Source organism: Palleronia marisminoris, from assembly GCF_900172315.1.
GTDB lineage: Bacteria > Pseudomonadota > Alphaproteobacteria > Rhodobacterales > Rhodobacteraceae > Palleronia > Palleronia marisminoris.
In genome coordinates, this window is the sequence record NZ_FWFV01000001.1 from 147,645 (window position 1) to 161,534 (window position 13,890).

A 13,890-nucleotide genomic window follows, 5' to 3' on the forward strand; every position below is an offset into this window, starting at 1 on the left:
GGCTTACTTGCGAAGCGTCATCGCCGGATTGTTGGCAAAGTAGTTGTGCGGCATGATGTGGACCTGCTTCCACTCGGTCGACATCACCGGCCAGTCCTCCATCCGCGGGATGTGATGGAAGCCCGCCGTGAACCAGGTCACGATGTCCTTGCCCTGCAGGCTTTCGTCATCCTGGGCGTAGGACAAAAGGGTGTCCGTGGCGTCCGACTGGAAAGCGAACTTGCCACCGGCATAGCGCTCGTCGGCATCGTGGACCGTGTTCCAGACCGAGTACTCGACATAGGGATTGCGCATGAAGGGCGGGTCGTTCTCGAAGTCGAACGGGCCGTATGCGACCGAGCCGTGGTGGATCATCCAACCGGGGTTGTGGCCCAGATACCCCTCCCTGTCGGGGTTGGAGACATGGAAATAGCGCGGCGCCATCGACGAGATCTGGTAGCGCGCCGCCATTTCCGTCTCGGGCATGGTGTGTTCGACCGCCCACATCGACCGCCGCGGGATGTCCTGTGGCAGGTTCTCGGCCGGGACGATGTCCATGGTCATGAACTCGTTCTCCGGCTTGTCGATGTCGAAGTCGATCCGGAAGTTGAAGTAGTGGTCGTGGTTCGGCGCGACGAGGTTCGGCGCGATCAGGGTGCCGTAGCGTGTGTCCGCCTCATAGGTTTCGCTGTCCACCGAGGTCGCGGCCGCGCCCTTCACCGCGTCGAGGCCGGTCGCCCCGACCATGATCCGCATCTGCCCGTCCTGCTGGAAGCGGTAGTCGATGAGGTAGTCGTAGTTGCCGACCTGCGAGGCCGTGCGGACGACCAGTTCGGAATAGGGGCGCCCCTCGGCCGGCACGAACGTGTCGGGACCTTGCGCGAAGACCTCGAAGTGGCGCCAGGCGGGATCGCCCGTGGACCGCTCGAAGATGCAGATCGCGTCGGGGATTTCGAGCGCCTGTCCCGTGTCGTCGTTGACGACGGCGGGCATGAAGGTCGCGTATTCCGGGCAGTCGATGCCCGGGGTGAGGGGCGTCAGGAACAGGCCGAACCCGTATTCGCCGCTATCCATGTAGGTGCGCCAGTACCAGCCCTCGCTCGGGTCCATGTAGGGGACGAACACCTCGCTGAGGTGGGTCTGGTAGATGATCGGGCGCCACGTGTCCTGGTCGTTCACCTGGATGTCGGACACGACGAGGCCGGGGCGCTTGTCGATCCGGGTGCGGAAGCGCCACATGTCCCAGGTGACCTGGCTTCCGTCGATCCGGTAGTTCGGCTCGCCCTCCTGGCTGAGGGTGGCGCGCTCGGTTTCGGGGCGCAGGGGCTGGCGTTCGGCGACTTCCTCCTCGGTGTAGCCCCAGGGGTCCTCGGCGACGGGGATGGTCTCGGTGTCCTCGACGCCGATCACCTCGGAGGTCGTCAGGTCGTAGATCGCCACCAGCCCCTCGATGGGCTTGGCGTAAAAGTTCGAGCCCTCGGGCTTCACGTAGCACGGCACCTTCATCAGCCGCTTGCCCTCAAGGCCCTCGGTCATGAAATTACCGGCGGTCAGCGGCAGGCAGAAGACCTGATCGGGGCTGAGGCCGCGCTGGCCCAGCGCCGCCACCATTCGTTCGTCATCGAGCGATCCTTCCAGCGCGCCCATGAATTCCGAGAACAGGACCATGGGCTGGCCGGTCTCTCCCACGGCCTCGTCGCTTTCGACGGTGCCCTCGGTCACGTTGACGACGGCCTCGCGGAAACCCTCGGGGCTGGTGTATTGCACGAATGCGCGGCGCGGCAGGTCGTCGCCTTCCGTCCAGGCCAGCACGTCGGCCTTCGGCGGCTCCTTCAGCTCGATGAGGGGATAGAGCGTCGTCTCGGTCGTGTTCCCCTCGGCGCGGAGGATCTCGGCGATCCGCGAAAATTCGTCCTCGGTCAGCCCGTCGAGCGGATGCGCAAACGCGCTTCCTGCCCCGAGCGTCAGCGCCGCGGCGGCGGCAAGTCCCAGGTTGCGATATGTCATGAGGTGGCCCTGTCGAATTGTTCGTTACTCGGGCCGGATCATTATTGTCCGACCGTTCGGTCAGCAGATGCGCGAAACCCGGTCGGCGTCTTGTCATTTCCGGCCAAACTGATGGCGCGCGGTCAGAGACGTGCGCGTGCCGATGCCGGTGCCTCGCCGAACCAACGCCGCGCCGCACGCGTGAACGCCGCCTGATCCGCGTAACCGAGTTCGAGCCCGATTTCCGCCAGCGTCCGGCCCGGTTGCCGCATGAGCGATACCGCCATCGCGTGGCGGCAATCGTCCACCGTCTCGCGGAAACCTGTCCCGTCCAAGTCGAGCCGGCGCCGCATCGTGCGTTCCGACATCCCGAGGGCGCGCGCCGCCCCGGCCTGGGACAAGCCACCGCGAGGCAGGTCGCGATACACGAGAGATCGCAGTCGCAACGGCAGGGGCATCGCCCTGTCGGCCAGCGTGGCGAGACCGGGTTGCGCCGCATTCGGCAGTAGGATGTCGGGGTCGGCCCGGCGATCCAGAAGCCTGGGAAGCAGCGTCACCGCGTTCGCGGGTGCTGCGGCGGCGATGGGACAGCTGATGACCTCCATCAGGCCGGTCAGTTGGGCATCGTCAGGACGCTCGACCCGGAACGTGACACCGTCCGTGGGTTCGACCCCGAACCGCGCAAGGATGCCCGCCACGAGCCCGAGAGTCAGTTCCGCATCCCCTGCCCGCGGCCAGATGCGCCCGTCATGGAGGCGGTAGCTGAAGACGGCCCGGTCGGCGTCGACCTCGAAGACGGTCTCTGCGCCGCTCTGGATCAGCGGGAACCCTTGCGCGAGCAGCGACATCGCGTCGCCCAGCCGAGCCGCACCGGCGATCGCACGCCCGAGGGCGCCGAGCCTCGGCAGATCGAAGTCCCGCCCCAGTTGCCACGCGAAACCCGCCGGGTTGCGCAGGTGCTCGGCCTCGAGCGCGACGACGAACGGAGCGAGCGGCACGCGCCCGTCCTCATGGCGCTTGGCGCCAAGAGCCTGCATCGGTCCGTCGATGATCCAATCGCTCCGGGCGGGCGCCAATCTTTCCCCCTCCGCCAGAATGGGTCATGTAACCACGGCAACATGCGGATCGCCAAGCCCATCATGACCGACATCCCCATTCTCGCCCTCGCCCGGGACATCCTGAACCGTCCTGCCCCGCGCGCCTCGTCCTTCATCGTCACGATCTACGGCGATATCGCCGCCCCGCGCGGGGGAACGCTGTGGATGGGATCCATGATCGAGTGTTGTGCGCGACAGGGGATCAGCGAAAGCCTTGTCCGAACGGCGGTATCGCGCCTCGTCGCGGCGGGGCGCCTGGAAGGGGAGCGTGTCGGACGGCGCAGCTACTATCGCCTGACTCCGGCCGCGCAGGCCGAATTCTCGGAGGCCGCGCGGATCCTCTACTCACCCCCGCCGCCCGCGCGAGGGTGGCTTCTTGCCCTGGGACCACAGCGACCGGACTCGGGGGGGTGGGCCGCGCTTGGCCCCGTGGCGGCACTGGCGCCGAACCGCGCCGACATCCTGCGCCCCCCCGATGTCCCCGTCCTGTCGACCGATGATCTTCCACCAGAAGCCCTGTCCGACACCGGCGCCCGGCTCTGGCCGATCGAGGACGTTGCGGGAACGTATCGCGCCTTCCTCGACGTGTTCGGTCCGCTGACCGAGGCGCTTGGCGACACGAGCCAACTTGACGGTGCGACCGCATTGGCGCTGCGCCTGCGGCTGGTCGACGCCTATCGGCGGGCCGCCCTGCCCGACCCGAGACTGCCACCGTCGGCCCTTCCCCAGGACTGGCCCGGAACCGAAGCCCGAGACGCCTTCGTCTCGATCTACGTTGCTGTGGCCGAGACTGCCGATGCCGAGATCGGGCGGAGTTTCGGTGACAAGACAGCCCCTCTGCCGCTCGAGACACCCGCGACACGGGACCGGATCTCTCGGCTCTTGCGGGTTGCGGATCAGTGAAGCATCACACATTTCTCGAACCACCCCTTTACGTGTGATGCTTTTCGCCCTACCTTCCTTGCAGACCGGCGGCGCAATCTGCCCGGTTGCTTGGGGAGGATCACATGACCGACGCTTTCGTCTGCGATGCCTTGCGTACGCCCGTCGGGCGCTATGGCGGCGCATTGTCGTCCGTGAGGGCGGACGATCTGGGGGCTGTTCCCATGGCTGCGCTGATGCAGCGCAACGGGTCGGCAGACTGGGCGGGGCTGGACGACGTGATCCTCGGCTGCGCGAACCAGGCGGGCGAGGACAACCGCAACGTGGCCCGCATGTCTGCGCTGCTGGCGGGACTGCCCATCGAGGTTCCGGGAACGACGATCAACCGCCTGTGCGGGTCCGGTATGGACGCGATCGGCATGGCCGCGCGGGCGATCCGCGCCGGGGATGCCGACTGGATGATGGCCGGCGGCGTCGAAAGCATGAGCCGCGCGCCCTTCGTGGTCGCCAAGCCTGACACCGCCTTCTCGCGCAACGCCGAGATGTACGACACCACGATCGGGTGGCGGTTCAAGAACCCCAAGCTGGCCACGGCGCACGGGGCCCACTCCATGCCCGAGACCGCCGACAACGTGGCCGAGGATTACGGGATCAGCCGCGAAGACCAGGACGCCTTCGCCGCCCGCAGTCAGGCCCGCTGGGACGCTGCGCAATCCGCGGGTGTGTTCGCGGACGAGATCGTGCCCGTCACCCTCCCGCAGCGGAAGGGAGATCCGATCGTCGTGGACACGGACGAGCATCCCCGCCCCGGCACGACCATAGAGAAGCTGGCGAAGCTGCGCGGCGTGAACGGGCCGGACCTGTCCGTCACGGCGGGCAATGCGTCCGGCGTCAATGACGGGGCCGCTGCGGCCATCGTCGCCTCCGAGGCAGCAGCCCGGTCCAACGGCCTGACGCCCCGGGCGCGCGTGGTCGCCATGGCGGCGGCAGGCGTGCCGCCCCGGATCATGGGCATGGGGCCGGTGCCTGCCGTGCGCAAGGTGCTCGACCGGGCCGGGCTGACCCTGTCCCAGATGGACGTGATCGAGCTGAACGAGGCCTTCGCCGCGCAATCGCTCGCCGTCCTGCGCGAGCTTGGCGTGCCCGACGATGCGGACCACGTCAACGCCAATGGCGGCGCGATCGCCATCGGCCACCCGCTTGGCATGTCGGGCGCGCGGCTCGTGATCCATGCCACCAACCAGCTTCACCGAACCGGCGGGCAGTATGCGCTCTGCACCATGTGCGTCGGTGTCGGACAGGGGATCGCGATGATCCTCGAACGAGTATGACCCTTCTCAGGAGGACAAGATCATGTATGCCCAGATGGTGAAATCCGAAGGCGGCGACGCCGAGGCGACCCCCGAGGAACTGGCGTTCCAGGCGCGCATCGACCGCGACGAGAAGATCGAGCCGAAGGAGTGGATGCCCGAAGGCTACCGCAAGACCCTCATCCGGCAGATCGGCCAGCACGCCCATTCCGAGATCGTCGGCCAGCTTCCCGAGGGCAACTGGATCACCCGCGCCCCCACGCTCGAGCGCAAGGCGATCCTGCTGGCGAAGGTACAGGACGAGGCCGGCCACGGGCTATACCTGTATTCCGCGGCCGAGACGCTGGGCGTAAGCCGCGACGAGCTTCTGGAGAAGCTCCATTCCGGCGAGATGAAGTATTCGTCGATTTTCAACTATCCCACGCTGACCTGGGCCGACATGGGTGCGGTCGGCTGGCTGGTGGATGGCGCGGCGATCATGAACCAGGTGCCGCTGCAGCGGACCTCGTACGGTCCCTATTCCCGCGCCATGATCCGCATCTGCAAGGAAGAGAGCTTCCACCAGCGGCAGGGCTACCACATCATGATGAAGATGGCCCGCGGCACGCCCGAGCAGAAGGAAATGGCGCAGGATGCGCTGAATCGCTTCTGGTTCCCGTCGCTGATGATGTTCGGCCCTTCCGACAAGGACTCGGTCCATTCCGAGAAATCCATGGCGTGGAAGATCAAGATCAACACCAATGACGAGTTGCGCCAGCGCTTCGTTAACGAGACGGTGCCGCAGGCCGAGTTCCTGGGCCTGACCGTCCCGGACCCCGAGCTCGCATGGAACGAAGAAAAGCAGGGCTACGACTTCAGCGAACCCGACTGGGCCGAGTTCTTCGACGTCATCAAGGGCAACGGCCCCTGCAACCGCGAGCGCCTGGCCACCCGCAAGGACGCTTGGGACGAGGGCGCGTGGTTCCGTGATGGCCTGACCGCCCATGCCGAGAAATCCGCCAAACGCCGCGCCGCCGCCCGCCACGCGGCCGAGTGAGACGCCCCAAGGAGGATAAGACATGTCGAAGGAATGGCCGCTCTGGGAGATCTTCATTCGCGGACAGCACGGGCTGAACCACCGTCACGTTGGCAGCCTGCACGCGCCTGACGCGGAGATGGCAGTCTCGAATGCGCGCGATGTCTACACGCGCCGGAAGGAGGGCGTCTCGATCTGGGTCGTCCGCTCGGCCGACATCACCGCGTCTTCGCCCTCGGACAAGGGACCGCTGTTCGACCCGGCCGAGGACAAGGTCTATCGCCACCCGACCTTCTACGACATCCCGGATGAAGTGGGGCATATGTGATGCCATCCCTTCCCGACATGAACACGCCGAATGTGGAAGAGCTCGCCGCCCGCGCGGCCAAGGGGCAATCCCACGATCCGCATCTGGAAAACGTCGAACTGAAGCCGGCCTTCTTCGACTGGCTCTGCCGGATGGGCGACAGCACGTTGATCCTCGGTCACCGGGTTTCCGAATGGTGCGGCAAGGCCCCGGCGCTGGAAGAGGACATCGCGCTGGCCAATACCGCACTCGATCTCATCGGCCATACGCAGATGTGGCTTGGCCTCGCGGCCGAGGTCGAGGATGCGGGGCGCGATGCCGACCGGTTGGCCTATCTCCGCGACGCGATGAAGTTCCGCAACCTGCTGATCGTCGAGCTGCCGAAGGGCGACATGGCGCAGACGGTCATGCGGCAGTTCCTGTTCGACGCCTGGCATCACGCGATGCTCACCCGGCTGCTGTCCTCTACCTCGCCACGCGTGGCCGAAATTGCCGCCAAGGCGCTGAAGGAGGTCACCTACCACCTCGAGCGGTCGTCGGACCTCGTGATCCGGCTGGGCGACGGCACCGAGGAAAGCAACCGCCGCATGAGGCACGCGCTGGACATCCTCTGGCCCTACACGGGCGAAATGTTCATGACCGACAGCGTCGACGAGGCCGTCGCGGCCGAGGGCATCGCCCCCCGCGCCGATGAGTTGCGCACCGAATGGGTAGAGACGGTGCGCGAGGTTCTTGACGAGGCGACGCTCGACTTGCCCAAGGCGAAGGCCGATGCACAGAAGGGCGGCAAGAGCGGGCGCCATACCGAGCATCTGGGCTTCCTTCTGGCCGAGATGCAGTTCCTTCAGCGTGCGTATCCGGGGGCCGAGTGGTGATGCTGGACACGCGCCCCCAAACGGACGAAATCTGGCGCTGGCTGGCCGAGGTCGAGGACCCCGAGATCCCCGTGATCTCGGTCGTGGATCTCGGCATCGTGCGGCAGGTGGACTGGCAGGGCGATACGCTCGTCGTCGCGGTGACGCCGACTTATTCCGGCTGCCCCGCCGTGAGCGTCATCAACTTCGAGATCGAAAAGCACCTGCGCGCCAAGGGCATCGAGGATCTGCGGATCGAGCGGCGCCTGTCGCCACCCTGGACGACCGAATGGCTCAGCGATGCGGGGCGGGAAAAGCTGAAAGCGTACGGCATCGCGCCCCCGATCCCCGACACCGGCACGCCTGACCGCAAGGCGCAACGCGCCGCCCGGCTGGCAGGACGGTCCGCCCTCGACGTGGAATGCCCCCGCTGCGGGTCGCGCGAGACTGAGCGTGTCAGCCAGTTCGGATCGACCCCGTGTAAGGCCTCGTGGCGGTGCCGCGACTGCCTGGAACCCTTCGACTATTTCAAGTGCATCTGAGCCCATGTCCCGATTTCATCCCCTGACCGTCACCGATGTCCGGCGCGACACCCGCGACGCCGTGGTGTTGACGCTGACCCCGCCCGAAGGGTCTGCCGACGCCTTCGCCTTCATGCAGGGGCAGTACCTGACCTTGCGCCGCTCGTTCGACGGCGAAGAACTGCGCCGCTCGTACTCGATCTGCTCGGGGCGCAACGACGGCACCTTGCGCGTGGCCATCAAGCGCGTGGATGGCGGCGCCTTCTCGACCTGGGCGAACGAGGGCCTGTCGCCCGGCGACACGGTCGAGGCGATGCCGCCGATGGGCAAGTTCCACGTCGACCTCGACCCGTCGACCGAACGGCACCACCTCGCCTTCGCGGCGGGGTCCGGCATCACGCCGGTTCTTTCGATCATCAAGACGACGCTGGCCGAGGAACCCGGATCGCGCGTCACCCTCGTCTATTCCAACAGCCAGATCAGCGGGATCATGTTCCGCGAGGAGCTGGACGACCTGAAGAACGAGTACATGGGGCGCTTCTCGATCCTACATGTTCTGGGCGGCGAGGCGCAGGATATCGACCTTTTCTCGGGGCGCATCGACGCCGAGAAGATGGACGCGCTCTTCGAACGCTGGATCGATCCGGCGTCGGTCGACCATGCCTTCATCTGCGGGCCCGAGGGGATGATGCTGACCGTGGCCGAGGGCCTGAAGCGGCACGGGCTTTCCGAGGACCGGATCAAGTTCGAGCTCTTCGCCTCGTCTCAGCCGGGTCGCGCGAAGACCCGCGCCGTGTCCCGGCAGGAGGCTCGCAAGGGCGACATGTGCGAGGCGAAGGTGACGCTCGACGGTACCACGCGCACGTTCACGATGCCCAAGGACGGCACCGCCATCCTGGATGCGGCGCTGGCGAACAACATCGACGCGCCATGGTCGTGCAAGGCCGGTGTCTGCTCGACCTGCCGCGCCAAGGTGCTGGAGGGCGAGGTCGAGATGATCCAGAACCAGGCGCTCGAGGATTACGAGGTGCGGGCGGGATATGTCCTCAGCTGCCAGTGCGTCCCCCTCTCGGACAAGGTGGTGCTGAGCTATGACGAATGACGCGCTGCCCATCGGCGACTACCTTGCGCGCGGGGGCAAGCTGACCGCGCCCGACAACGTGCCGCCCCGCTACCGCGGCGAACTGTTGCGGATGATGTCCTCCTTCGTGGACAGCGAGCTGGCCGGTTCGGCCGGGTTCGCGGGCGCGATCAACTGGGCGCCCGGCATCAAGGAGCGCATCGCCGCCAGCCGTATCACGCTGGAAAAGGCCGACCATGCCGAACGTGTCCTCGACCTGATGGAAGAGTTCGGCATGGACAAGTCGCTCTACAATCGCGTCCATGACTGGGCCGCGCGGGTGGATCGTGACGCGCGCCTGAACCCCGAGCGTCAGGGCGGCGACATGCGCCTGTCGGTCTTCCACTACCCGCTTGCAGGGTGGACGGACGCGGTGGTCCTGAACGTGCTGATGGGGCTTGCGACCCTCGTTCACCTGTCGGAACTGTCGCACGCCTCCTACGAACCCTTCGCCGAGCAGGTCCGCGAGATCGCGCCGCGCGAACGACGCCACATGGAGCTCGGGCTGGAAGGTCTCGAACGGATCGTCGCCTCGGATGAGGGTCGCGCCGAGGCGCAGGCGTCGGTCGCCTACTGGTATCCGCGCGTGGCCGAGACGTTCGGCCCCGCCGCATCCGGCAGGTTCGAGCGCCTGCGCGAGATGGGTCTGCGCCATCGCGCAAACACCGACCTTTTGGCCGAATGGACGACGGATGCCCGCGCGAGGCTGTCGTCCCTTGGCCTCGACCCGGAAGGAATCTCCTGATGTTCGACGTAAGCGCAGCCCCCCGTCGCCTCGAAAGTTACCTTGAAGGGGCGTGGCGTGCCGGCGAGAGCGAAGGACGCGACATCGCGCATGCCGCCACTGGCGAGACGGTTGCCCGGATCGGCGCCGAAGGGCTCGACCTCGCGGCCGCCCTCGACTGGGGGCGCCGGGTGGGCGGCCCCGGCTTGCGTCGGCATACCATCCACGAACGCGCGCTGATGCTGAAGGCCGTGGGCCTAAAGCTGATGGAGGTGAAAGAGGCCTTCTACCAGGAGAACTTCCGCACCGGCGCGACCCGCAAGGACGGGTTCGTGGATATCGACGGCGGGATCGGCACCCTGCTGACCTTCGCGTCGCGCGCACGTCGCGAATGGCCCAATGCGCGCGTCCTGCCGGAAGGCCCGGTCGAACAGCTGTCGAAGGACGGATCCTTCGTAGCGCGCCACGTCCTGTCGCCGATGGAAGGCGTGGCGATCCACATCAATGCGTTCAACTTCCCCGTCTGGGGCATGCTGGAGAAGATCGCGCCGTCCCTGATTGCGGGGATGCCCTGCCTCGTGAAGCCGGCCTCGCAGACCGCCTATCTGACCGAAAGCGTCGTCCGCGCGATCCTCGAGACGGGCATCCTGCCGGACGGGGCACTGCAGTTGCTCAGCGGATCCGCGGGCGACCTTCTCGACCACGTCACACCGCAGGACGTCGTCACCTTCACCGGGTCGGCCAATACGGGCCTGAAGCTTCGGGCTCATCCGGCGATCCTTTCGAACTCGGTCCGGTTCACGATGGAGGCCGACAGCCTCAACGCCGCCGTCCTCGGCCCTGACGCCGGTCCGGACAGCCCCGAGTTCGACCTTTTCGTGCGCGAGGTCGCGCGCGAGATGACGGCCAAGGCGGGACAGAAATGTACCGCGATCCGCCGCGTCATCGTGCCCGCCGCCCAGGAAAACGCCGTGATCGACGCGTTGGCCGCGCGGCTTGGCAAGGCGATCCCCGGCCTGCCGGACGACGCAGACGCCCGCATGGGCGCCCTTGTCAGCCTTGGCGACCGCGAGACGGTGCGCGAGCAGGTCGCGAAACTGTCCGCCGAGGCCGAGATCGTCGTCGGCGATCCGTCGCGGGTCCAGACCGTCTCGGGCGATCCCGACACGGGCGCGTTCCTGAACCCCGTTCTGCTGCGCTGCGCCGACCCGATGCGGGCGCGCGCCGTCCACGAGGTCGAGGCGTTCGGGCCCGTCGCCACCGTGATGGCCTATGCCGACACGGATGAGGCGGTGACGCTGGCGCGGATGGGCAAGGGCTCGCTCGTGTCGTCGCTGTTCACCAACGACGCCGAGGTTGCGCGGGAGGTCGTGCTGGGCATGGCGACGTGGCACGGGCGCGTGATGATCGGCAATCGCGGTTCGGCCAAATCCTCGACCGGGCACGGATCGCCGCTCGCGCCGCTGATCCATGGCGGCCCCGGCCGCGCGGGCGGCGGCGAAGAGATGGGCGGGATGCGCGGCGTGAAGCACTTCATGCAGCGCACCGCGGTACAGGGCACGCCCGAGATGATTGCCGCCGTCACCGGCGAATGGGTCGACGGCGCGCCCGTCCGTGACGACGTTCACCCGTTCCGCAAGTCGCTTGCCGAGCTCCGGATCGGGGACCAGGTGCTGACCGACGCACGCGAGGTTTCGCAGGAGGACGTGGAGCATTTCGCCGAGTTCACCGGCGATACCTTCTACGCCCACATGGACAGCGACGCCGCGAAGGCCAACCCGTTCTTCGAGGATCGCGTGGCCCACGGCTACCTGATCGCCTCCTTCGCCGCAGGCCTTTTCGTCTCGCCCGAGCCCGGCCCGGTCCTGGCGAATTACGGCGTGGACAACCTGCGCTTCGTGACGCCGGTCTATTTCGGCGACAGCCTGCGGGTCAGGCTGACCTGCAAGGCGATCAATCCGCGCGAGAATGCCGATCACGGCGAGGTTCGTTGGGACGCCCGCGTCACCAATCAGAAGGACGAGATCGTCGCCGAGTATGACGTCCTGACGATGGTGGCGAAGACTTGGCCGCTAAAGGACTGACCCCGGTGTGGCCGTTCGCTTAGCGGACGGCCTTGACCCCTTCGAGGATCAGCGTGGTCGCCACGTCGGCGTAGTCGTCGCGCGAGATCGCGCCGCCTTCCTTGAACCACATGTAGACCCAGTTCATCATCCCGAAGAGAGACATGGTGACGGGCATCAGGAGCGGCCTGTCTTTCGAGGCGAGTTCGGGATGGATTTCGCGCAGCAGGGTCGAGAACCGCATGACGATCCGACGCTCCAGCGCGTTCAGCGCGTCGCGCTGCGCGTCCGACAGCGCGGGCCCGGCATTCAGCTGGACCTTGTGCTGGTCGTCGGCGCCGCGATAGACTTCCAGAACGGCACCGACCAGTAGGCGCAGACGCTGTTCGGGCGTCAGGCCCTCCGTCGGAACGTCGTCCAGCGACTGTTCGAGTTCTTCGAGATGTTCGCGGATGATCGCGAAGATCAGCGCGTCCTTCGACGGGTAATAGTGGTAGAGAAGCGATTTCGACACGCCCGCCGAGGTCGCGATCTGCGACATCGACGCCTTGTCCATGCCTTGCGTCGCGAAGACGCGCGCGGCCTCCTTGAGAAGGCCGAGCTTCTTTTCCTCGAAGTCGTTCGCGCGCGTTCTGGCCATGGTGCATTCTTCCCGTTGGCGACCGGCGGACCCTCTAGCCCGCCATGCCTCCTGTTACCAGCCGCCCGCTCAGGCCGAGCGGGAGTCGACGACCCTCTGCGCCTTGCCTTGCGAGCGCGAGACGCCGTCGGGATCGTGAACGATGACCTGCGTGGAGACACCGACCACCGACTTCACATGATGCGCCAGCTCCTGTGCCGCGCGCGCTCGGGCCTCGGGCTCGGCGTGGTCCGGTAGGCATTCGACATGGACGATCATCGCGTCCATCCGGTTCTTCTTGACCAGCTCGATCTGGAAATGCGGCGCCAGGCCCTTGCACTTGAACAGCTGCTCTTCGATCTGCGTGGGGAAGACGTTCACGCCGCGCAGGATGATCATGTCGTCCGACCGGCCGGTCACCTTCTCCATCCGCCGCATGGATCGCGCGGTGCCCGGCAGCAGGCGCGTCAGGTCCCGAGTGCGGTAGCGCACCATCGGCAGACCTTCCTTCGTCAGCGTGGTGAAGACCAGTTCGCCCAGTTCCCCGTCGGGCAGGACGTCGCCGGTGTCTGGATCGATGATCTCGGGGTAGAAGTGATCCTCCCAGATATGAAGGCCGTCCTTCGCTTCGACGCATTCGTTGGCGACGCCGGGGCCCATGATCTCGGACAGGCCGTAGATATCGACCGCGTGCATGTCGAAGAGATCCTCGATCTCGCGGCGCATCTCGTTCGTCCAGGGCTCGGCGCCGAAGATCCCGACCTCGAGCGAGCTTTCCCGCGGATCTAGCCCCTGCCGGCGGAACTCGTCGAGGATGGACAGCATGTAGGACGGCGTCACCATGATGATCCGCGGCTTGAAGTCCTGGATCAGCGTGACCTGCCGCTCGGTCATCCCGCCCGAGACGGGGACGACCGTGCAACCAAGCCGTTCCGCCCCGTAATGCGCGCCGAGGCCGCCGGTGAAGAGGCCGTAGCCATAGGCGATGTGGCAGATGTCGCCCTTGCGCCCGCCGCTCGCGCGGATCGAGCGGGCGACGAGATCGGCCCAGTTGTGGATATCGCGCGCCGTGTATCCCACCACGGTAGGCTTGCCGGTGGTCCCTGACGAGGCGTGGATCCGCGCCAGCTTCTCGCGCGGGACGGCGAACATCCCGAAAGGATAGCTGTCGCGCAGGTCCTGCTTGGTCGTGAAGGGAAACCTGGCAAGGTCCGAGAGCGTCGAGAAATCGTCCGGGTGGACGCCCGCCGCGTCGAACTTCGCGCGGAAGAAGGGGCTGTTCTCGTAGGCGTGGGACAGCGACCATTTCAGGCGGTTCACCTGCAGGGCGGCGATTTCGTCGCGGCTCGCCGTCTCGATCGGGTCGAGCGTCGTGCGGTCGGGGGTCAGGTCGTTCATGTCATCTCCTCCCAG

General features: G+C 66.6%; 13 protein-coding genes. 9 read left to right on the top strand and 4 right to left on the bottom strand.

Features of this window, described 5'->3' with window-relative positions:
• Window positions 1-3 precede the first annotated feature (3 nt).
• On the bottom strand, window positions 4-1,986 hold the full coding sequence (locus PAM7066_RS00730; RefSeq protein ID WP_085852210.1) for a copper amine oxidase: 1,983 nt from the start codon (window positions 1,984-1,986) through the stop codon (window positions 4-6).
• Between the two features lie 122 nt (window positions 1,987-2,108).
• On the bottom strand, window positions 2,109-3,002 hold the full coding sequence (gene qhpR, locus PAM7066_RS00735; RefSeq protein WP_139214921.1) for an AraC-like transcriptional regulator QhpR: 894 nt from the start codon (window positions 3,000-3,002) through the stop codon (window positions 2,109-2,111).
• A gap of 102 nt (window positions 3,003-3,104) precedes the next feature.
• Between qhpR and PAM7066_RS00740 the strand changes: the two genes are divergently transcribed.
• The 9 genes from PAM7066_RS00740 (at window position 3,105) to paaZ (ending at window position 11,879) form a co-directional block, all read left to right on the top strand.
• Window positions 3,105-3,965, top strand: coding sequence for a PaaX family transcriptional regulator C-terminal domain-containing protein (locus tag PAM7066_RS00740; RefSeq protein WP_175484534.1), 861 nt, complete (start codon window positions 3,105-3,107; stop codon window positions 3,963-3,965).
• A gap of 104 nt (window positions 3,966-4,069) precedes the next feature.
• Entirely contained in the window at window positions 4,070-5,275 is a 1,206-nt protein-coding gene (gene pcaF, locus PAM7066_RS00745; protein WP_085852212.1) for a 3-oxoadipyl-CoA thiolase, read from the top strand.
• Window positions 5,276-5,297: 22 nt separating this feature from the next.
• Window positions 5,298-6,290 (top strand): 1,2-phenylacetyl-CoA epoxidase subunit PaaA, encoded by a 993-nt coding sequence (gene paaA, locus PAM7066_RS00750; RefSeq protein ID WP_085852213.1) that lies wholly within the window; start codon window positions 5,298-5,300, stop codon window positions 6,288-6,290.
• 22 nt (window positions 6,291-6,312) lie between these two features.
• Window positions 6,313-6,597, top strand: a complete 285-nt coding sequence (gene paaB / locus PAM7066_RS00755; RefSeq protein ID WP_085852214.1) for a 1,2-phenylacetyl-CoA epoxidase subunit PaaB — start codon at window positions 6,313-6,315, stop codon at window positions 6,595-6,597.
• The gene (gene paaC, locus PAM7066_RS00760; RefSeq protein WP_085852215.1) at window positions 6,597-7,451 is read left to right on the top strand and encodes a 1,2-phenylacetyl-CoA epoxidase subunit PaaC; all 855 of its coding nucleotides are present in this window, start codon (window positions 6,597-6,599) and stop codon (window positions 7,449-7,451) included. Before paaB ends, paaC begins: the two co-directional genes overlap by 1 nt.
• Window positions 7,451-7,972 carry a 1,2-phenylacetyl-CoA epoxidase subunit PaaD gene (gene paaD / locus PAM7066_RS00765; protein ID WP_085852216.1) on the top strand — a complete coding sequence of 174 codons (522 nt, stop codon included), beginning with the start codon at window positions 7,451-7,453 and terminating at the stop codon, window positions 7,970-7,972. Before paaC ends, paaD begins: the two co-directional genes overlap by 1 nt.
• 4 nt (window positions 7,973-7,976) lie before the next feature.
• Complete coding sequence (paaE, locus tag PAM7066_RS00770; RefSeq protein WP_085852217.1) at window positions 7,977-9,053, top strand: 1,2-phenylacetyl-CoA epoxidase subunit PaaE; 1,077 nt, start codon at window positions 7,977-7,979, stop codon at window positions 9,051-9,053.
• Complete coding sequence (locus PAM7066_RS00775) at window positions 9,043-9,816, top strand: Phenylacetic acid catabolic protein (RefSeq protein WP_085852218.1); 774 nt, start codon at window positions 9,043-9,045, stop codon at window positions 9,814-9,816. Before paaE ends, PAM7066_RS00775 begins: the two co-directional genes overlap by 11 nt.
• Entirely contained in the window at window positions 9,816-11,879 is a 2,064-nt protein-coding gene (gene paaZ / locus PAM7066_RS00780) for a phenylacetic acid degradation bifunctional protein PaaZ (RefSeq protein ID WP_085852219.1), read from the top strand. The genes PAM7066_RS00775 and paaZ overlap by 1 nt, the downstream gene beginning before the upstream one ends.
• A 19-nt stretch (window positions 11,880-11,898) precedes the next feature.
• Here paaZ and PAM7066_RS00785 read toward each other — a convergent pair whose 3' ends face one another.
• Both PAM7066_RS00785 and paaK read right to left on the bottom strand, forming a co-directional pair.
• A complete protein-coding gene (locus tag PAM7066_RS00785) occupies window positions 11,899-12,498 on the bottom strand; it encodes a TetR/AcrR family transcriptional regulator (protein ID WP_085852220.1) in 600 nt (199 codons plus the stop codon).
• Between the two features lie 69 nt (window positions 12,499-12,567).
• Entirely contained in the window at window positions 12,568-13,875 is a 1,308-nt protein-coding gene (gene paaK / locus PAM7066_RS00790) for a phenylacetate--CoA ligase PaaK (protein ID WP_085852221.1), read from the bottom strand.
• Between the last annotated feature and the right edge of the window lie 15 nt (window positions 13,876-13,890).

Excerpts from the sequence above, each read along its gene's own strand:
- PAM7066_RS00730 (WP_085852210.1), bottom strand. The coding sequence starts at position 1,986 with ATGACATATCGCAACCTGGGACTTGCCGCCGCCGCGGCGCTGACGCTC.
- qhpR (WP_139214921.1), bottom strand. The coding sequence starts at position 3,002 with ATGCAGGCTCTTGGCGCCAAGCGCCATGAGGACGGGCGCGTGCCGCTC.
- PAM7066_RS00740 (WP_175484534.1), top strand. The coding sequence starts at position 3,105 with ATGACCGACATCCCCATTCTCGCCCTCGCCCGGGACATCCTGAACCGT.
- pcaF (WP_085852212.1), top strand. The coding sequence starts at position 4,070 with ATGACCGACGCTTTCGTCTGCGATGCCTTGCGTACGCCCGTCGGGCGC.
- paaA (WP_085852213.1), top strand. The coding sequence starts at position 5,298 with ATGTATGCCCAGATGGTGAAATCCGAAGGCGGCGACGCCGAGGCGACC.
- paaB (WP_085852214.1), top strand. The coding sequence starts at position 6,313 with ATGTCGAAGGAATGGCCGCTCTGGGAGATCTTCATTCGCGGACAGCAC.
- paaC (WP_085852215.1), top strand. The coding sequence starts at position 6,597 with ATGCCATCCCTTCCCGACATGAACACGCCGAATGTGGAAGAGCTCGCC.
- paaD (WP_085852216.1), top strand. The coding sequence starts at position 7,451 with ATGCTGGACACGCGCCCCCAAACGGACGAAATCTGGCGCTGGCTGGCC.
- paaE (WP_085852217.1), top strand. The coding sequence starts at position 7,977 with ATGTCCCGATTTCATCCCCTGACCGTCACCGATGTCCGGCGCGACACC.
- PAM7066_RS00775 (WP_085852218.1), top strand. The coding sequence starts at position 9,043 with ATGACGAATGACGCGCTGCCCATCGGCGACTACCTTGCGCGCGGGGGC.
- paaZ (WP_085852219.1), top strand. The coding sequence starts at position 9,816 with ATGTTCGACGTAAGCGCAGCCCCCCGTCGCCTCGAAAGTTACCTTGAA.
- PAM7066_RS00785 (WP_085852220.1), bottom strand. The coding sequence starts at position 12,498 with ATGGCCAGAACGCGCGCGAACGACTTCGAGGAAAAGAAGCTCGGCCTT.
- paaK (WP_085852221.1), bottom strand. The coding sequence starts at position 13,875 with ATGAACGACCTGACCCCCGACCGCACGACGCTCGACCCGATCGAGACG.